Annotated in this window: 16 protein-coding genes; 3 read left to right on the top strand and 13 right to left on the bottom strand. The window is 69.9% G+C overall.

Annotated elements, in window-relative coordinates; translation table 11 throughout:
- Nucleotides 1-37: 37 nt before the first annotated feature.
- Genes paaZ through QSV35_RS12625 form a run of 4 tightly spaced genes read right to left on the bottom strand, consistent with a single transcriptional unit; the run spans nucleotide 38 to nucleotide 4938 of the window.
- The gene (gene paaZ / locus QSV35_RS12640) at nucleotides 38-2098 is read right to left on the bottom strand and encodes a phenylacetic acid degradation bifunctional protein PaaZ (protein WP_286289137.1); all 2061 of its coding nucleotides are present in this window, start codon (nucleotides 2096-2098) and stop codon (nucleotides 38-40) included.
- On the bottom strand, nucleotides 2095-2958 hold the full coding sequence (locus QSV35_RS12635; protein ID WP_286289136.1) for a 3-hydroxyacyl-CoA dehydrogenase family protein: 864 nt from the start codon (nucleotides 2956-2958) through the stop codon (nucleotides 2095-2097). Before QSV35_RS12635 ends, paaZ begins: the two co-directional genes overlap by 4 nt.
- Nucleotides 2955-3752: an enoyl-CoA hydratase/isomerase family protein gene (locus QSV35_RS12630; protein WP_286289135.1), complete on the bottom strand. Its 798-nt coding sequence runs from the start codon at nucleotides 3750-3752 to the stop codon at nucleotides 2955-2957. The genes QSV35_RS12635 and QSV35_RS12630 overlap by 4 nt, the downstream gene beginning before the upstream one ends.
- Nucleotides 3745-4938, bottom strand: a complete 1194-nt coding sequence (locus tag QSV35_RS12625; RefSeq protein ID WP_286289134.1) for a thiolase family protein — start codon at nucleotides 4936-4938, stop codon at nucleotides 3745-3747. Before QSV35_RS12625 ends, QSV35_RS12630 begins: the two co-directional genes overlap by 8 nt.
- Nucleotides 4939-5123: 185 nt before the next feature.
- On the opposite strand from QSV35_RS12625, the gene QSV35_RS12620 reads away from it, so the two are divergent.
- Nucleotides 5124-5729, top strand: coding sequence for a TetR/AcrR family transcriptional regulator (locus tag QSV35_RS12620; RefSeq protein ID WP_286289133.1), 606 nt, complete (start codon nucleotides 5124-5126; stop codon nucleotides 5727-5729).
- A gap of 56 nt (nucleotides 5730-5785) precedes the next feature.
- Here QSV35_RS12620 and QSV35_RS12615 read toward each other — a convergent pair whose 3' ends face one another.
- Nucleotides 5786-6523 (bottom strand): enoyl-CoA hydratase/isomerase family protein, encoded by a 738-nt coding sequence (locus tag QSV35_RS12615; RefSeq protein WP_286289132.1) that lies wholly within the window; start codon nucleotides 6521-6523, stop codon nucleotides 5786-5788.
- 71 nt (nucleotides 6524-6594) lie between these two features.
- On the opposite strand from QSV35_RS12615, the gene paaI reads away from it, so the two are divergent.
- Nucleotides 6595-7053, top strand: a complete 459-nt coding sequence (paaI, locus tag QSV35_RS12610; protein WP_286289131.1) for a hydroxyphenylacetyl-CoA thioesterase PaaI — start codon at nucleotides 6595-6597, stop codon at nucleotides 7051-7053.
- A gap of 70 nt (nucleotides 7054-7123) precedes the next feature.
- Here paaI and QSV35_RS12605 read toward each other — a convergent pair whose 3' ends face one another.
- A complete protein-coding gene (locus QSV35_RS12605; RefSeq protein WP_286289130.1) occupies nucleotides 7124-7594 on the bottom strand; it encodes an NUDIX domain-containing protein in 471 nt (156 codons plus the stop codon).
- Nucleotides 7595-7710: 116 nt separating this feature from the next.
- Nucleotides 7711-9618, bottom strand: coding sequence for an HNH endonuclease signature motif containing protein (locus tag QSV35_RS12600; RefSeq protein ID WP_286289129.1), 1908 nt, complete (start codon nucleotides 9616-9618; stop codon nucleotides 7711-7713).
- A 395-nt stretch (nucleotides 9619-10013) separates the two neighbouring features.
- Between QSV35_RS12600 and QSV35_RS12595 the strand changes: the two genes are divergently transcribed.
- Nucleotides 10014-10484, top strand: a complete 471-nt coding sequence (locus QSV35_RS12595) for a hypothetical protein (RefSeq protein WP_286289128.1) — start codon at nucleotides 10014-10016, stop codon at nucleotides 10482-10484.
- Between the two features lie 11 nt (nucleotides 10485-10495).
- On the opposite strand, the gene QSV35_RS12590 is transcribed toward QSV35_RS12595, so the two are convergent.
- From QSV35_RS12590 to QSV35_RS12565, 6 genes are all read right to left on the bottom strand, one after another.
- Nucleotides 10496-10702: a hypothetical protein gene (locus QSV35_RS12590; RefSeq protein ID WP_286289127.1), complete on the bottom strand. Its 207-nt coding sequence runs from the start codon at nucleotides 10700-10702 to the stop codon at nucleotides 10496-10498.
- Nucleotides 10703-10796: 94 nt separating this feature from the next.
- A complete protein-coding gene (locus tag QSV35_RS12585) occupies nucleotides 10797-11276 on the bottom strand; it encodes an ester cyclase (RefSeq protein WP_286289126.1) in 480 nt (159 codons plus the stop codon).
- A 266-nt stretch (nucleotides 11277-11542) separates the two neighbouring features.
- On the bottom strand, nucleotides 11543-12931 hold the full coding sequence (gene allB / locus QSV35_RS12580) for an allantoinase AllB (RefSeq protein ID WP_286289125.1): 1389 nt from the start codon (nucleotides 12929-12931) through the stop codon (nucleotides 11543-11545).
- A 90-nt stretch (nucleotides 12932-13021) separates the two neighbouring features.
- Nucleotides 13022-13747: an aspartate/glutamate racemase family protein gene (locus QSV35_RS12575; protein ID WP_286289124.1), complete on the bottom strand. Its 726-nt coding sequence runs from the start codon at nucleotides 13745-13747 to the stop codon at nucleotides 13022-13024.
- Nucleotides 13748-13768: 21 nt separating this feature from the next.
- Nucleotides 13769-15298, bottom strand: a complete 1530-nt coding sequence (locus tag QSV35_RS12570; RefSeq protein ID WP_286289123.1) for an NCS1 family nucleobase:cation symporter-1 — start codon at nucleotides 15296-15298, stop codon at nucleotides 13769-13771.
- Nucleotides 15299-15513: 215 nt separating this feature from the next.
- Nucleotides 15514-17427 (bottom strand): FAD-dependent monooxygenase, encoded by a 1914-nt coding sequence (locus QSV35_RS12565; RefSeq protein WP_286289122.1) that lies wholly within the window; start codon nucleotides 17425-17427, stop codon nucleotides 15514-15516.
- Nucleotides 17428-17506: the final 79 nt, after the last annotated feature.

Genomic DNA, 17506 nt, shown 5'->3' with positions numbered 1-17506 from the left:
GCTCGATTCGGGTTCGGGTTCTGTGGTTGGGGCTCGCTCAGGGCTGCTTCGCGACGAGCGTGAGGACGTCGTACGTCGCGACGGTCTCGTCGCGCTGGTTGAGGATGACGGCATCCCACCGCACCTCGCCGTACTCGTCCGTCTCGCGCGGCGTGATCTGCTTGGCCGTCAGGGTCACGCGGATCGAGTCGCCCGGGGACACCGGCGTGATGAAGCGCAGGTTCTCGAGGCCGTAGTTGGCGAGGACGGGACCCGGATCCGGATCGACGAACAGACCGGCCGCCCACGAGACGAGGAGGTAGCCGTGCGCGACGCGCCCCGGGAAGAACGGGTTGGCCGCCGCGGCCTCCTCGTCCGTGTGCGCATAGAACGTGTCGCCCGTGAACGCCGCGAACGTCTCGATGTCGTCGAGCGTCACCTCGCGCTCCCCCGACGCGAACTGGTCACCGATCCGCAGTTCCGCGAGCGACTTGCGGAACGGATGCCGGTCGCTGCGCGTCCCCGCGCCCGGGTGCCAGACGCCCGTGAGAGCGGTGAGCATCTCGGGCGAGCCCTGCACGGCGGTGCGCTGCATGTGGTGGAGGACCGCGCGGATGCCGCCGAGCTCCTCGCCGCCGCCCGCACGACCGGGTCCGCCGTGCACGAGGTGCGGCACGGGCGATCCGTGTCCGGTCGAGGTACGGGCGTCGTCGCGGTCCAACAGCAGCACGCGACCGTTGAACGCGGCGATGCCGGACATGACCGTGGCGGCGAACGCGGCGTCGTGGGTCGCGACGCTCGTGACGAGCGAGCCGCCGCCGCGCGCGACGAGCTCCGCGGCCTGTGCCGCATCCGCGTACTCGAGCACGCTGGCGACGGGCCCGAACGCCTCGATCTCGTGGACGGCCGGGCTGTCCACATCCCCGAACCCGATGACGAGCGGCGCGACGAAGGCGCCGTCCGGCGCGGGCCCGACCGTGCCGTCGGCCCGGGTGACCGCGGGCGCGTCCGTCGAGCCGTAGAGCAGCTCGCCGCCCGCGCCGAGGAGGGCGTCGACCTGGCGGAGCACCTCGTCGCGCTGTTCGACGGAGACGAGCGGCCCCATCGTGACGCCCTCGGCCCGCGGGTCGCCGATGACGACGCGCTCGTCGATCTTCGCGCGCAGGGCGTCGACGACGGATGCCGTGAGCCCCTGCGGCACGATCGCCCGACGGATCGCGGTGCACTTCTGCCCCGCCTTGGTCGTGAGCTCGACGAGGAGCTGCTTGACGTAGGCGTCGAACTCCGGTGTGCCCACGGTCGCATCGGGGCCCAGGATCGAGGCGTTGATCGAGTCGGTCTCGCTCGTGAACCGTACGCCGTCGGCAGCCTGCGCGCGCAGCCGCTCGGCGGTGGACGCACTGCCGGTGAACCCGACGAGGTCGCCGAGTCCGAGGTGGTCGAACAGGCCGGGGACGCTGCCGCTGATGAGCTGCAGCGACCCGGCGGGAAGGAGGTTCGACTCGACGAGGATGCGGACCCACGCCTCCGCGACGAAGGCGCTCGGCGTCGCGGGCTTCACGACAGACGGGACGCCGGCAAGGAAGGCCGGGGCGAACTTCTCGAGCGCCCCCCACATCGGGAAGTTGAACGCGTTGATCTGCATCGCGACACCGGGAAGGCGCGTGTAGATGTGCCGGCCGAGGAACGAGCCGTCCTTCGCGAGCGGCTCGGCCGGGCCGTCGAGGTAGACGCGCGCGTTCGGCAGCTCGCGGCGCCCCTTCGACGAATACGTGAACAGCACGCCGATGCCGCCGTCGACATCGGACAGCGAGTCGCGACGCGTCGCGCCGGCTCGCTCGGACAGCGCGTACAGCTCCTCCTTGCGCTCGTTCAGCACCGTCGCGAACTGCTTGAGCAGCACCGCGCGCTGGTGGAACGTGAGCTCCCCCAGGCTCGCCTGACCGACGGTGCGGGCGTGGTCGAGGACGGCGGCGAGGTCGAGACCGCGCGTGCTCACGCGCGTGACGGGCTCACCGGTCGAGGAATCCCGGACGACGGTCGCGCCGTCCTCGTCGGACGGCGTCCACCAGCCGTCGAGAACAAAGCTCGGAAGGATGCTGGGGAGGATGTCGGTCATTTGTCACTCCAGTCGTAGAAGCCGTGTCCGGTCTTGCGTCCGAGTCGCCCCTCGGCGACCATGCGGCGCAGCAGCTCCGGCGGCGCGAACCGGTCTCCGTAGGCGGCCTGCAGCTCCTCGGCGATGCCGAGGCGCACGTCGAGTCCGACGATGTCCGTGGTGCGGAGCGGGCCGGTCGGATGCCGGTACCCGAGCTCCATCGCCGCGTCGATGTCCGCGGCATCCGCCACGCCCTCCTCGAGCATGCGGATCGCCTCCAGCCCGATCGCGACGCCGAGGCGGCTCGACGCGAATCCAGGCGCGTCCCGGACGACGATGGGCGTTTTGCCGAGGGCGGCTACCCACCCGCGCGCGAGGGTGACGAGCTCGGGATCGGTCTGCGTCCCCTGCACGATCTCGACGAGCTGCGATGCCGGGACGGGGTTGAAGAAGTGCAGTCCGAGGAAGCGCTCCGGTCGCTCGAGGGCGTCGCCGAGGTCGTCGATCGAGATGGACGACGTGTTTGATGCGAGCACCGCATCCGCGGGGACGGACTGCTCGGCACGGGAGAGCGCCTCGAGCTTGAGCGCGCGGTCCTCGGGCACCGCCTCGACGACGAGCGTCGCGGCGCCGAAGGCTCCCGCGTCCGTCGCCGTCACGAGTGCGCGCTCGAGGGCGCCGCGCGGACGAGGCAAGGGACCGCGCGCGGCGGTGCGGTCGATGCTGTCGAGGACGCGGGCACGGGCGGATGCGGCGGCCTCCGCATCCCGCTCGACGATCGTGACGTCGGAGCCGGCGAGCAGGAAAGCATGCGCGATGCCGGCGCCCATGCGTCCTCCGCCGAGCACGCCCACGCGGGCCGGCGCTGTCGTGTCCGTCACTTCTGCTTCCTCTCGGTCTTCGGCTCCGTCTTGCGCTCCGACGTCCGCTCCGCCTTCCGCTCGGACTTCCGCTCCAGGAACGCGGTCATCCGGCGGTGCTTCTCGGGGCTCTCGAACAGCTCCGCCTGCAGGGCGAGGTCGATCGCGGGATGCGCGACGGCGGGCGCCCGCAGTGTGGTCTTCGTGTGCCGCACCGCGAGCGGGTCGAGCGCGGCGATGCGGTCGGCGAGCTTCTCGGCGGCCTGATGCAGGTCCTCCGGTTCATGCAGCGACGACAGCAGCCCCCACGCGTACGCCTCGTCGCCGGAGAGGATCCGGCCGGTGAGGAGGAGCTCGGTGGCATGGGCCTCGCCGACCAGGCGCGGCAGCCGGTAGGACGCGCCGGCTGCGGCGATGATGCCGAGCCCCGGCTCCGGGTTGCCGATGCGCACACCGGGCGTGCCGATGCGGATGTCGGCGGCATACGCGAGTTCGGCGCCGCCGCCGAGCGCGTAGCCGTCGATCGCCGCGATGACCGGCATCGGCAGTGCGGCGATGCGGTCGAACACGCGCGTGTTGATGCCGCGCCGCGCGTCTTCGGCGCGGCGATCGCGCAGCTGGGCGATGTCGGCGCCGGAAGCGAAGACGCCACCGGCTCCGGTGAGGATCAGGATGCGGGGCTCGTCCTCGAGTCGTGCGCACAGGGCGTGCAGCGCGTCGACGAGCTCCTGATCGATCGCATTGCGGGTCTCCGGGCGGTCGAGGGTCGCGACGACGCGGTCCGCTTTGTCCTCGAGGCGCAAGGTGTCAGCCATCGATGCGCTCCACGATCATCGCGGTGCCCTGGCCGACACCCACGCACATCGTCGCGAGCCCGTACCGCACGCCCTCCCGCTCCATGCGGCCGAGGAGCGTGACCAGCAGCCGACTGCCGCTGGATCCGAGCGGGTGGCCGAGGGCGATGGCCCCGCCGTCGGCGTTGACGATCGCCGGGTCGAGACCGAGGCGGCGGATGCAGGCGAGCGACTGGGAGGCGAACGCCTCGTTGAGTTCGACGGCGCCGATGTCGCCGATCTCGAGGCCCGCCTTCGCGAGCGCCTTGAGCGTCGCGGGAACGGGGCCGAGGCCCATGATCTCGGGCGCGAGGGCGGCGGAGACGGATGCCACGACGCGGGCGCGCGGGCGCAGCCCATGCCGGTCGATCGCCTGCTCCGAGGCGACGACGAGCGCGGAGGCGCCGTCGTTGAGCGAGCTGGAGTTGCCGGCCGTGACGACCGTGCCGCCGGCGACGACCGGACGCAGCGCCGCGAGCGCTGCGAGCGACGTCTCGCGCCGCGGGCCTTCGTCGGTGTCGACGACCGCGCCCCGGGAGGTCGTGACGCTGACGATCTCCTCGGCGAACCGGCCCGCTTCGATCGCCGCGATCGCCTTCAGGTGGCTGTCGAGCGCGAAAGCGTCGGCATCCTCCCGCGAGATCGCGTCGACGCGCGCGACCTCCTCCGCGGTCTCGGGCATCGAGAACGTCGCCTTGTCGCGGGCAGCCAGGCGCGGGTTGACGAATCGCCACCCGATCGAGGTGTCGAAGGCGGCACCCGGCTTCGCCCACGCCCGCTCGGGCTTGGCCTGCACCCACGGCGCGCGGGTCATCGACTCCACGCCTCCGGCGATCATCAGGTCGGCGTCTCCGGCACGGATCGCCTGCGCCGCGAGGCCGACGGCCGACATCCCCGATGCGCAGAGTCTGTTCACCGTGAAGCCGGGGACGTCGTCCGGGAGTCCGGCGAGCAGGACCGCCATGCGGGCGACGTTGCGGTTGTCCTCCCCCGCCTGGTTGGCGGCCCCGAGGATCACCTCGTCGACGGCGGATGCGGGTGCGCCCGACCGTGCGAGCGCCTCGCCGACGACGAGACCGGCGAGGTCGTCGGGACGCACGGCGGAGAGCGCTCCGCCGTATCGCCCGACCGGGGTGCGGGCGCCGGCGATGAGGTAGGCCTCGGACATCGTCATCCTTCCGCGGGCCGCTGCGCTGCGAGCCGTGTCATTTGTCGAACCGCGTCATTCGTCCAACCGCATCAATTACCCGACCGATCGTTCAGTAACTGTGCAAGGATGTCAAATCGACGACCGCATCGCAAGTCCCGCGGATGCCGGATGTCAGGGATGCCGGATGCGACACTGGAGGGACCATGACCGCAGAAGACACCGCAGCGCCGGCACGCCGGGGGCGACCCGGCTACGACCGGCAGCAGGTGCTCGAGGTCGCCGTGCGGCTGTTCAACGAGCAGGGCTATGACGCGACGTCCGTGTCCGACCTCGCCGGTGAGCTCGGCGTGACGAAGTCGGCGCTCTATCACCACTTCGATTCGAAGTCGGCGATCCTCGAGGTGGCCCTGGACGACGCGCTCAGCGGTCTCGAGTCCGCGCTCGACGATGCCGTGCGCTCCCACAGCGACGCGTCCGCGCAGCTGCGCGCCCTCGTCCGCGGCGCGGTCGGCGTGCTGACCGCCCGGCAGTCGAGGGTGACGCTCCTGCTGCGCGTGCGCGGCAACAGTGATGTGGAGCAGTCGGCGCTGCGGCGCCGGCGGGAGTTCGACCAGCGCGTGGCCGCGATCGTCAGAGCCGCGCAGGCCGAGGGCATGATCCGCGCCGACATCGATGCGGCGGTCGCGACGAGGCTCATCTTCGGCATGATCAACTCGCTCGTCGAGTGGTACCGCCCGGGCGGCCCGGTCGATCCCGACGAGCTCGCCGACGACGTCCTGCGCGCGACGTTCGACGGCCTTCAGGCCTGACGGGACGCGAGCCGACCTCCGGGCCTGACACGACCAGCCGCCGCACTCGCCGCCGGTCAGGCCCTGCGCCGCTCCAGGAACGCCATCATCCGTTCGCGCTTCGCCGGGGAGACGAAGCACTCCGCCTGAGCATCGTCGTCGGCGCGGGGGTGCGCCTCGAGCGGGAGCCCCATGAGCCGCTTCGTGTGCCGGATGGCGAGCGGATCGAGCGCCGCGATGCGGTCGGCGACGGCGTCGGCCGCCGCATCCAGCAGCTCCGGCGGATGGACCGCCGTGACGAGCCCGGCCTGCAGGGCTTCGGCAGCATCCACGATGCGCCCGACGAGCAGCATCTCCTTCGCGAGCGGCTCGCCGACGAGGTGCGGCAGCCGCCAGGTGGCGCCGGCCGCGGCGACGATGCCCAGCGACGGCTCGGGGTTGCCGAAGCGCGCGCGGTCGCTCGCGATGCGGATGTCGGCGGCGTACGCGAGCTCGGCGCCCCCGCCGAGCGCCCAGCCGTCCACGGCGGCGATCACCGGCATCGGGAGGTGCGCGATGCGGTCGAACAGGCGCGAGTTGATGCCCTGAAGCGCCTCGTCGCGGCTGCGCGCGAGGAGTTCGGCGATGTCGGCGCCGGACGCGAACACGCCGTCCGAGCCGCAGAGGATGAGGATGCGCGGCTTCCGCTCGAGCTCGTCGCACACGGCGTGAAGGGCGCGGACGGTCGCGAGGTCGATCGCGTTCCGCACCTCGGGTCGGTGCAGTCTGATGCGGAGCCGGTCCGGCCGATCGTCGTCGCGCAGTATCGTCGGCATGTCGCCATCCTTGACTTACTGAACGTTCGTTCGCCACCATGATGACACAGTTGCCCACCGTTGGAGGCCTGATGGACGACGTCGCCGGAGATGTCTTCGCGACCGCGCACGCGCGCGACATGATCGCCGCCGATCGCGCTTCCGCCGCGCTCGGAATCGAGGTCGTCTCGGCGGCCCCGGGCGAGGCGGTCGTACGGATGCCGGTGCGCGCCGACATGCTGAACGGCTTCCACGTCATCCACGGCGGGCTGGTCTTCGCGGTGGCCGACACGGCGTTCGCCCTCGCGTGCAACGAGACGGATGCGGTGACCCTCGCCGCCGGCGCGGACATCGCGTTCCTGACGTCGGCTCGCGAAGGCGAGGTGCTGACCGCGGTCGCGCAGCGGCGGTCGCTCGTCGGGCGATCCGGCATCTACGACGTGCGCGTGGAGGCCGATGACGGCCGGATCGTCGCGGAGTTCCGCGGCCGCAGCCTCACGACACGGCGGCCTGTGCCCGACCGCTTCAACCCTGAGAAGGACATGCCGTAGAAGGACATGCCCTGAGCAGGACATGCCCTGAGCCGAGCGACGGGTCGGCGAGGGGCGATCGGCGTGAACGCTAGCGCGGGGTGTCGCTCGATGTCCGTCGCGCGTCGCCGATGACGCGATCGATCCACTCACGCCGAGGAAGGCTCGCGATCGCCGCGCGACGGAACCACCCGAGTTCCGTCAGTTCATCCAGATCCGGAGTCGCGGGGCTCAGAAGCTCGCATTCGTACGCGGTCGAGACGTAGCCCACCCGATCGCCGTTGGGGTATTCGACCATCATCGACGCCCCGCCGTAGACCCCGACGATGCCAGTGAGTCCGATGCGCGCGCCCGTCTCCTCGAGGACCTCCCTGACGACTGCCTCGGCCGGCTCCTCGCCCGGCTCGACAGCCCCTCCGATCAGGCTCCACAGCCCGGAGTGCGCGTGGCGACCGAGCAGGAAGGACTCGCCGTCGCGGATCACTGCTGTGACCCCGGGGAGGAGAAGAAGATCGTGACCGATCCGTGCGCGGATCGATTCGACATAGGCGGACCTCGGCATGCCGCGAGTCTAGACATCCGCATGGATCGCATCCGGACTCCTTGCATCGGGCTCCCCACAGCGCGGTCGCAGTTCCGCGCCCGCAGGATCGCACCCGCTTGGCCGAGCGCCCGCAGCTAGAACGGCGGTGCATCGCGGTCCTCCTTCGTCTCGCGATCAGACCCTCCCGCCGCCTCGCCGCTCGACGGCATGAAGCGGACCATCGCCGGAGGCCGATCCTCGTAGCGACGACCCGTCGGCGACCTCCATTCGAGGACGCCACCGCCGAGCTGGCGGACCGTCCACGCTGTGTGGTGCTTGATCGTGTGGTGCCGACGGCAGAAGTGCGCGAGGTTGCATACACAGGTGGCACCGCCGAGCGCGGCATCGTGCGTGTGGTCGAGGTCGCACCGGTGCGCGGGGCGCACGCATCCCGGGAATCGGCACCGTTCGTCGCGCGCCGTGAGATACGCGCGCTGCCGGGCGGTCGGCTTGTACCGGTCGACCGCGACGGGCAGACCGGTCGTCGCATCCAGACAGACCCGCTCCCATCCGGGCGTGTGGCCCGCGAGGGTGCGCGCCGTGGCAATCGGGATCGCCCCGAAAGTCGACAGGATCGCCGCACCTGCCCTCGTTGGAGGACTGAATGACCGCTCTACTCGGCCGAGACCGCGAGGGTCGCCCGGAGCTCCAAGATCAGCGCCCAGGTCAAGGTCGAACCGATCATCCGGCCGCTTCTCGGCAGTCACGTCGTTGCCATGCGGAGACATGGTCGTTCCCGCGGCGTCCTCTGCATCGATCGCTCCGACCAGCGCTTCCAGCGGGACCGTGACATGGACGATCGCGCGGATCGCCTCAAGCCCGGCTCCGTGCCCCGTGGGCGCACCGGTCAGCAACAGGTCAGCGAGGACGTCGGCACGGATCTGGTCGAGTGTGCGTCGGTCCTCGACCCCGTCGGCCGCGGACTCGGCTGCCATCACCGCATCACGGCCGGGGCCGCTGTGCAGGTCGGTTGCATCGGGCGCGGACTCTCGCTGAGCACGGCCGGGCCGCGTGACCACCATGACGCGGTCGTCATCGGTCTCCCCCGGATCGCGCACGGCGATCGCTTCGCGAGCGGGCATACCCGCGTCATCCGTTTCACCATGCACACGTGCGCGGACCGGACTCTTCGGGGTCTCGCACGTCGCGCCGGAGCCGGCACTCTGGGCATCGACCCCGCCATCGCCGGTCTCTTCGGCCTGCGCGGGCGCAGCACTTTCGGCGCTCGCATCGACCCGAGCAAGGCCCGGCACGTCCGTGCCCCTTCGGGCGGACGACATCTCCGCGGGATCGTCGCCATCACCGTCAAGCGCGTCGCCCGCTTCCGTTGAAGCTGCACGGAATGCCTTCGCCTGCTGGGTCACGCGGTCGTAGATCGCATGGATCAGCGTCGCGGGCTGATCGAGGATCAGCCGGGACAGGTCGTCGTCGAGGTCGTACATGCGGACGGTGCGGCGCGACTGCGCATCCTCGACTCGCCGGTCAACCGCGTCCGGATCGATCGAGGCGGCAAGCGCCCGCGCGTGACCGCGCAGCCTCGGCGCGGATTCACGCTCTGCGATCGGGAGGACGGCCCGCTCGAACTGTGCGCGATCGGCGGGCTGCTCGAGCATCGCGCCGGCGTCGAGGATGACACCGACATGTCTCGTGTCGATCCGACCTTGCCGGAGTGCATCGAGTGAGCCGGGGAAGGATGACACCAGGAGGGAAGCATCGTTGAGCCGCGCCTGGATGCCACGCTCCCCGACGCGAAGCGCGACGGCGACTTCGGAGACGACCTCGCGGGCCGGGAGATCCGTCGAGTACCGCCGGCGATCGCCGCGCAGCTCTGCCGCCCTCGCTGGGATCACGTCAGCGCACGCGGCAAGAAGTTCACGCTGCTCCGCCTCGAGCGCCGCGATCGAACGCTGATTCGCGACCAGCCGCTGCACGATGCCGTCGAGCGCCTGCAGCGCGGGGCTCAGCAGCGAGCCTCCGGAGCCGGGACGGGGCGCAACAGACATGGACAGGGTTCCTCACTGATCGAACGGACGTCAGCATCCCTGTCGACTCGCCGATTCACCTGTCCTGAGCAGCCACCGAAGCGGCCACGCATCCCATCTGCAACGAGGTTATCGCACTTATCTTCGATATACAAGACTCTTGCGGAGAATGACCATGACATTCATCATCGACTGCATGGATCACCGCTCCCGCATCGGTCGTGCCACGTCACGAACGGCGGTGGTCCGTCGACGAACACCGTATGCGGACCAGACCGCGCCCCGAGCGCTACCCGCAGAAGCCGAGGAACCGCGACCCGCCGAGGAGCAGGTGCGCCCCGCGATCAACGCAGCGTCGCTGACCGCCGGCGTTCTTCACGCATGGAGGGCCGCCGGTCGCGCGCTAACGTCGGGCCATGCACGAAGCCGAGCCGCACGCAGCCAAGCCGCACGCAGCCAAGCCGCACGCAGCCAAGCCGCACGCAGCCAAGGCGCGCATCATCCAGGTCCGACAGGGCGAGGTCCGCCCCACCGGCTCGTGGCTCTATGTCTGGGTGGACGCCGCCGACGGGAGCGTGGCGTACGTGGGCGGCACAGGGTTCGATCCCGAGCTGCGCGCGTATTTGCACCTGCGCAGTGAGGACCCGGAGGTCGGCCGTGTGCGCGCGACCGTCCCAGGCTTCGATGAGCGCGACTTCGACGTGCTCGCGTTCCGGATCCCGGATGACGTGTCGCGCCCGGCCGCGAAACACGCGCTCGCGGCGCGGCTCGTCATGCCCGGTCGACCGCAGGATGCGGCAGCGTCATCGGTGGATGCGATGCCCACCGTCGTCGATCCGATCGTCGAGTGCGTTGAGGCCTATCTCCGCAACTGCGAAGGCCCGTAGCGGTCGGACGTTCAGCCCCGCCGACTTCGACGCCGCATCACGAGCGCGACCACGATCAGAACCACGCCGAGGACGAGAATGATCGGCCCGATCGTGCCCCAGAGGGCCGAGCCGCTCATGACGGAACCCCGCAGCACGTTCAGACCCTGCAGGGTCCACACCAGCCCGATCGCGATCATGATCACGCCGATGACGACATAAAGCCAAGTGTGCTTCACGACATAACGGTACGTCTTGGGACGGCCGTCGGATACCCCTTCCAAGGCCGGCGATCGGAGACGCGAAGCCCATCGGGCTCGCCTGGGCCGCGGATCAGGCAGATTCCTCCGACCCGCCGGGAGAGGCCGGCACTCCTGGGACGCCCGCAGGAATCGCGCCGACCTGCTGCAGGAGGGACAGCATGTCGACGACGCCCCACAGCTCGGCGATGAGCCCGTCCACGAAGCGCGCGATGAAGATCTCCTGATAGACGACCTTCCGGCCGGTCGCCCGGATGCCCTGGAAGTCGCCCAGATGCGTCCCGGTCACCGTCTGCCGCGACGCGACTCGATCGCCTTCCGCGATCATGTCGTCGATCGAGACATGGATGTCGGGAAACGCCTGCAACAGCCCCGACCAGACCGCGCGCTGCGCCGGGCGGGCCGGCGCCGGACCGGCGGGCGTGTGGAATCTGGCGTCGGGCGTCATGCATGCGTCCACGGCGTCCACGATCACCTGCAGGTCACGGGTGTCGATCGCATCGAGGAATCGCTGGAACGCCTCCCGGTTCACCGCCGCCTCAATGGATGACATGGGACCTCTCCTCCGTCTCGTCCGGCATCGCCGATCACACGCCCGGCTCCGCCGACCAGTCTGTCCGGCACCACCGACAACCAGCCCGGCACCACCGACAGCCAGCCGGCACCGCCGACCGCTGCGCCCCGCCCCGCCCATCCCCGACGATACGACGGAGCGGGCCAGACCGCACGAGTCACGAGGCCCCCGAAACGCACGGATGCCGCGCCGGAACCCCGACGCGGCACCCGAGAGAAGGCACGAGAGAGAGAGAGAGAGAACCCTCAGTCCGTCATGCCCCGGCGCACGAGCCGGCCGCGCGGCTCGACGCCGTCCACGACGAGGCCGTGCAGGTACGTCGTGCGCACGACGCCGGAGAGCGCCCGCCCGTTGTACGGCGTGAGCTGGTTCTTGTGGTGCAGCTTCTTCACGTCGACGACGTACGCGTCGTCCGCCGCGAACACCGCGAAGTCGGCCGAGTACCCCGGCGCGATGCGACCCTTGCCGGTCAGCCCGGCGAACTGCGCCGGACGGTCGCTCATCCACGACACGACGGTCTCCAGAGCGATGCCGCGCTGACGCGCCTCGGTCCAGATCAGCGACAGCCCGAGCTGCAGCGACGAGACGCCGCCCCACGCGACGGCGAAGTCGCCGTTCTCGAGGTCCTTGAGGTCGATCGTCGACGGCGAGTGGTCCGACACGATGAAGTCGATCGTCCCGTCCTCGAGGCCCTGCCACAGCATCTCGCGGTTGCCGGCCTCGCGGATCGGCGGGCAGCACTTGAACTGCGTCGCTCCGGCCGGGATCTCCTCCGAGGTGAGCGTCAGGTAGTGCGGGCACGTCTCGACGGTGAGCCGCAGCCCGTCGTGCTTGGCGCTGCGCAGCATCGGCAGCGCGTCGGACGACGACAGGTGCAGGATGTGGGCACGCCCGCCCGTCCAACGGGCACGCTCGATCACCTCGGCGATCGCGAGGTTCTCCGCACCGCGCGGACGCGAGGCGAGGAACTTCGAGTAGTCGTCGCCCTCGGGCGAAGGCGCGCGGTCAATGGCGCGCGAGTCCTCGGCGTGCACGATCATGACGGAGTCGAAGGATGCGAGCTCCCGCATGTCCTTCTCGAGCTCGTCCGGATCGAGCGGCGGGAACTCGTCCACGCCGGAGTGCAGGAGGAAGCTCTTGAAGCCGAACACGCCGGCGTCGTGCAGCGCCCGCAAGTCGCCGGTGTTGCCCGGGATCGCGCCGCCCCAGAAGCCCACGTCGACGTGGACCTGGTCGCGCGCGACGGAGCGCTTGACGTTCAGCGCGTCGATGTCGACGGTCGGCGGGATGCTGTTCAGCGGCATGTCGACGATGGTCGTCACGCCGCCTGCGGCGGCCGCGCGGGTGGCCGAGGCGAATCCCTCCCATTCGGTGCGGCCGGGCTCGTTGACGTGCACGTGCGTGTCGACGAGGCCCGGGATGAGGGTCTCGTCGTCGGCGAGCTCGACGACCTCGTCGCCGACGAGGCCGTTGCCGAGAGGCTGCAGCGCCACGACGACGCCGTTGCGCACGCCCACCTCACGGGGGCGGATGCCCGCCGTCGTCAGCACCCGCTGACCGCGGATGACGAGGTCGCACCGCTCCCCCGTCGGGTCGAGCGAAGGGTTGTCATGAAGGTCGGTGTCCTGCGACATCGGTGTCGCTCCTCTCTCTCCCGCAGCGCGGGCGGTCGATGCCCGCATTGCGGGCTGCGATGCCCGCACTGCGGGCGGGCGATGGTGAAGTCAGCGCCCGAAGACGGGGAATCCCGTGACGCGCTTCGGCCGCGGCGGCGCGTACGTTCGCACCTTCGAGGTCGCAAGTCCGAGGTTCACGAGGCCCTCCGCGACGGCGACCGCAGCCTGCACCCCGTCGACGACGGGCACGCCGCAGCGCTCGACGACGCGCTCCTTGAGCTCGGCCATGCCGCCGCATCCCAGCACGATCACCTCGGCACGATCGACCTCGATGGCCAGCTGAGCCTCGGCGACGATCGCCTCGATCGCCCGCTCCGGGTCGGACTCGAGCTCGAGCACGCTCATCCCCGACGAGCGCACCGACGCGCACCGGTCGTGCAGCCCGCCGAGGATGAGGCGGTCCTCGATGAGCGGCACGGTGCGGTCGAGGGTCGTGACGACCGAGTAGGCGCGCCCGAGGAACATCGCGGTGGATGCCCCGGCCTCGGTGATATCGACGACCGGCACCGTGAGCAGCTCCTGCAGGCCTTCACGACCGTGCTCGCCGTATCCGGCCTGGATCACGGCGTCGAAGGGCCCCTCGTAGCGGGTCACCGCATCCATCACCGCGATCGCGGCGAGGTAGCTCTCGAAGTTGCCCTCGCACGACTCCGCGCCGAAGGACGGGGTGATGCCGATGATCTCGGTGCCCGCGGAGGCGACGGCACGCGCCGCCTCCGCGATGCCCTCGGTCATCGTCTCGGTGGTGTTGACGTTGGCGACCAGGATGCGCATCTCTCTTGCCTCCGTGTGGATTCAGTGCTGGGGCGTGACGGCGATCTCGTCGCCGTGCACGTCGTGGAACGGCCCGCGACGGTCGGCGATGATGCCGTAGATGAGGGCGCCGAGGCCCGCGGCGAGGAACCACGAGAAGTCGCGCACCGCGTCGAACACCGGCAGGAACGTGAACAGCAGCGCGATGACGCCGGAGATGACGAGCGCGATCACGGCGCGGGGGTTGAATCCGCGACGGTACGCGTACTCGGCCGCGGGCGAGTCCGAGTAGAGCTCGGGGACGTTGATGCGCGTCTTCTTCACCAGCCAGTAGTCGACCATGATGATGCCGAACAGCGGGCCGAGGAGGGCACCGAGGCCTCCGAGGAAGACGTTGATCACGACCGGCGAGTTGTACATGTTCCACGGCGTGATGACGAGACCGATGACGGCCGAGATCAGCGCCGCCTTGCGGAAGTTCAGGTGGCGCGGGAACAGGTTGTTCAGCGCGTAGGTCGGGGCCACGAAGTTCGCCATCAGGTTGACCGCGATGGTCAGGGCGATGAGCGCGAGCGAGGCGAGCACCAGCAGGAACGTGTTCGGGATGGCGGCGACGACGTCGGCGGGCGACGTGATGAGCTTCCCGGAGATCTTGAACGTGCCGCCGGTCAGGACGACGACGATGAGGCCGAAGAAGAGCATGTTGACCGGGATGCCCCAGATGTTGCCCTTGACGATCGACCTGCGCGACTTCGCGTTGCGGGTGAAGTCGCAGAAGTTCAGCACGAACGTGCCGTAGATCGAGACCCAGAGGGATGCGGCGCCGAGCATCTTCAGCCACATCTCACCGCCGGTCGCGGCGTGCGTCGGGGCCCAGTCGATCTGAAAGCCGGACTGCACGAGGACCCACGTGGCGAGGGCGACGAACGTCGCCAGGATGATCGGGCCGGCATAGGCCTCGTAGTGGCGGATCATCTCCATGCCGTAGCTGACGATGATGACCTGCACGACCCACAGCGCGAGGAAGGTGATCCACCCTGCGGCCGAGAGCCCCAGGAACGAGCCGTGCTGCAGCGAGGCGAAGCCGGGGAAGATCGCGATGATGACGACCTGCAGCACCTGCGAAGCGAGGTAGGTCTGGATGCCGAACCACGCGATCGCGACGCCGCCGCGGATGATCGCAGGGATCTGCGCGCCGTGGATTCCGAACGAGATGCGGCTCATGACCGGGAACGGCACGCCCGTCTTCTCGCCCATGAAGCCGGACAGCGTCAGCAGCAGGAACAGGAACAGCGCGCCGAAGGCGAGTGCGCCGAGGATCGCCCCGCCGGACAGGCCGAGCGCGAACAGTCCGATGGCGAACGCGTAGTTGCCGAGGCTGTGCACGTCGTTCGCCCACAGGGTGAAGATGCTGTAGCCGCTCCAGTGGCGGCCCTTGCGCGTCGTCGGGGCGAGGTCGTTGTTGTAGAGGCGCGGGCTGATGCCGGCCTGGATGGCCACGAGCTCCGAGGGCGGCTCGGCGAGGCCCTCCGATGCGCGGGACGGGACATGGACGAATTCGTCAATGGGCATTCGGGGATCCTCTTTCGGCGACACCGCTGTCGGCGGGGAATCGAAGCGCTGATTCCAGGATCCGGAAGTGAATTTCCGGATTTAGCGATTTTGGCATACCGTTCACGCGTTGTCAACGGATGATCGTCGACGGATGCCTCATCTGAGGGTCCGCGCCGGCATACCGAAGAAAGGGGCGCCGTGCTCGCGCACGACGCCCCTTTGGAGAGCTCGGATCAGGCCGGGAGCAGGCACCCCTCGAAGAACGCGGCCAGCTCGGCGGTCGCAGTGAGAGGCAGGACCGCCGCCACATACTGATCCGGCCGGACGACGACGACGACGCCGTCGCGCGAGAGCCCGCGCTCGTCGAAGATGGATGCGGTCTTCCCCGTCGACAGCTCCGTCTGCGTCGCCGCGTAGATCTTCTCCCAGTCCGTGAGGCCGAGCGGCCCGGTCTTGGGGAGGAAGAGCCCGGGCACCCGGTTGAGGTCGACCTCTTCGAACGGCTGCTGGTACACGACCTTGATGTCGAAGATCGCATCGAGGTCGCCGCCTGCGGGAGTGTGCCGACGCAGGGGGGATGCGGCATCCTTCATCATCCAGCGCGCCCAGTCGCGCAGCTTCGACTCCTCCTCGGGAGCCGCGGCGTCCGCGAATGCATAGACGCGCCAGCGTCCGTCCGCGTTCGCGTGGTGTCCGAGGTGGACGACGTTGCCGTCGCCGACCCGCACGACCTCCGCCGACTTGAAGCGCTTGCCGATCGGGAAGCCCGCAGCGAGCGCCTGGTGCTGCTCCTGCTGCGCCGCATCCTGCTCGATCATCGACGGGCCGTACTGCGTCATGAAGCCGGAGGGGAACTCGGCCGTGCCGAGATAGAAGGTCGCGAGCTCCTGCGGGTCCTCGATCTCCTCGGGCTTGCGCGCCATGAGGCTCGACCATTCGCGGTCGAAGTCGATGAGCTGCTGGGCGACCGGCTGCCGCTCGGACGAGTACGTGCGCAGCAGCCCCTCCGGCGAGCGCCCGGAGAGCACCGAGCCGAGCTTCCAGCCCAGGTTGAAGCCGTCCTGCATCGACACGTTCATGCCCTGGCCGGCCTTCGCCGAGTGCGTGTGGCACGCGTCGCCGGTGAGGAAGACCCGGGGCGTGCGCCCGTCATCGGCGTCGACGTCGTCGAAGCGGTCGGTCACGCGGTGCCCCACCTCGTAGACGCTGAACCACGCGACCTGCTTCACGTCGAGCGTGAAGGGGTGCAGGATGTCGTTCGCCTTCGCGATGATCGCCTCGATGGGTGTCGACCGCACGTGATGGTCGTCGTCCTCCGCGACCGCGCCGAGGTCGATGTACATACGGCTGAGGTACCCGCCCTCGCGCGGGATGTGCAGGATGTTGCCCGACTCGGAGTTGATCGCGCACTTCGTGCGCCAGTCCGGGAAGTCGGTGTTCACGAGCACGTCCATGACGCCCCATGCGTGCGCCGAGATGCCGCCCAGGTGCTTGCGGCCGATCGCCTCGCGCACGCCGCTTCGGGCGCCGTCGCACCCGGCCACGTACTTCGCGCGCACGGTGCGCTCCTCACCCTCGCGGGGGCCTGCCGTGTAGCGGACCTGCACCTCCACGGGGTGCTCCCCCTCGTCGTGCACGGTGAGACCGACGAACTCGATGCCGTAGTCCGGCAGGATGCGTCCCGGGCCGTGCGCCGCGGCCTCGGCGAAGTAGTCGAGCACGCGCGCCTGGTTGACGATGAGGTGCGGGTACTCGCTGATCTGGAACCCGTAGTCCTCGGTGCGCGCGGTGCGGATGATGTTCTCCGGGTTCTCGGGGTCGGGGCCCCAGAAGTTCATCCAGCCGATGTTGTACGCCTCGGCGATGATGCGCTCCGCGAAGCCGAAGGCGTCGAACGTCTCGACGCTGCGGGGCTGGATGCCGTCGGCCTGCCCCAGCACGAGACGGCCGTCGCGGCGCTCGATCATGCGGGTCGTGACATCGGGGAACCGCGACATCTGCGCCGCCAGGAGCATGCCCGCAGGGCCGGAGCCGACGATCAGCACGTCCATCTCGTCGGGAAGCTCTGCCGGCCGGTCGATGCCCGTGCCGGCGGCAGGGAGCACGCGCGGGTCGCCGGAAACATACCCGTGGTGGTGGAACTGCATGGGAGCCTCCTCGCGCCCTCTCTTGCGTTCCGATCGATCATGTTCGATAATCGAACGCAACGTTCTGCTATTGAACAGA

This window comes from Microbacterium candidum (assembly GCF_030315975.1).
In the GTDB taxonomy this organism is placed as follows: domain Bacteria; phylum Actinomycetota; class Actinomycetes; order Actinomycetales; family Microbacteriaceae; genus Microbacterium; species Microbacterium candidum.
The sequence above is the reverse complement of the archived record's forward strand: the minus strand, read 5'-3'. Positions and strand labels throughout refer to the sequence as shown.

Excerpts from the sequence above, each read along its gene's own strand:
- paaZ (WP_286289137.1), bottom strand. The coding sequence starts at position 2,098 with ATGACCGACATCCTCCCCAGCATCCTTCCGAGCTTTGTTCTCGACGGC.
- QSV35_RS12630 (WP_286289135.1), bottom strand. The coding sequence starts at position 3,752 with ATGGCTGACACCTTGCGCCTCGAGGACAAAGCGGACCGCGTCGTCGCG.
- QSV35_RS12625 (WP_286289134.1), bottom strand. The coding sequence starts at position 4,938 with ATGTCCGAGGCCTACCTCATCGCCGGCGCCCGCACCCCGGTCGGGCGA.
- QSV35_RS12620 (WP_286289133.1), top strand. The coding sequence starts at position 5,124 with ATGACCGCAGAAGACACCGCAGCGCCGGCACGCCGGGGGCGACCCGGC.
- QSV35_RS12615 (WP_286289132.1), bottom strand. The coding sequence starts at position 6,523 with ATGCCGACGATACTGCGCGACGACGATCGGCCGGACCGGCTCCGCATC.
- paaI (WP_286289131.1), top strand. The coding sequence starts at position 6,595 with ATGGACGACGTCGCCGGAGATGTCTTCGCGACCGCGCACGCGCGCGAC.
- QSV35_RS12605 (WP_286289130.1), bottom strand. The coding sequence starts at position 7,594 with ATGCCGAGGTCCGCCTATGTCGAATCGATCCGCGCACGGATCGGTCAC.
- QSV35_RS12600 (WP_286289129.1), bottom strand. The coding sequence starts at position 9,618 with ATGTCTGTTGCGCCCCGTCCCGGCTCCGGAGGCTCGCTGCTGAGCCCC.
- QSV35_RS12595 (WP_286289128.1), top strand. The coding sequence starts at position 10,014 with ATGCACGAAGCCGAGCCGCACGCAGCCAAGCCGCACGCAGCCAAGCCG.
- QSV35_RS12585 (WP_286289126.1), bottom strand. The coding sequence starts at position 11,276 with ATGTCATCCATTGAGGCGGCGGTGAACCGGGAGGCGTTCCAGCGATTC.
- allB (WP_286289125.1), bottom strand. The coding sequence starts at position 12,931 with ATGTCGCAGGACACCGACCTTCATGACAACCCTTCGCTCGACCCGACG.
- QSV35_RS12575 (WP_286289124.1), bottom strand. The coding sequence starts at position 13,747 with ATGCGCATCCTGGTCGCCAACGTCAACACCACCGAGACGATGACCGAG.
- QSV35_RS12570 (WP_286289123.1), bottom strand. The coding sequence starts at position 15,298 with ATGCCCATTGACGAATTCGTCCATGTCCCGTCCCGCGCATCGGAGGGC.
- QSV35_RS12565 (WP_286289122.1), bottom strand. The coding sequence starts at position 17,427 with ATGCAGTTCCACCACCACGGGTATGTTTCCGGCGACCCGCGCGTGCTC.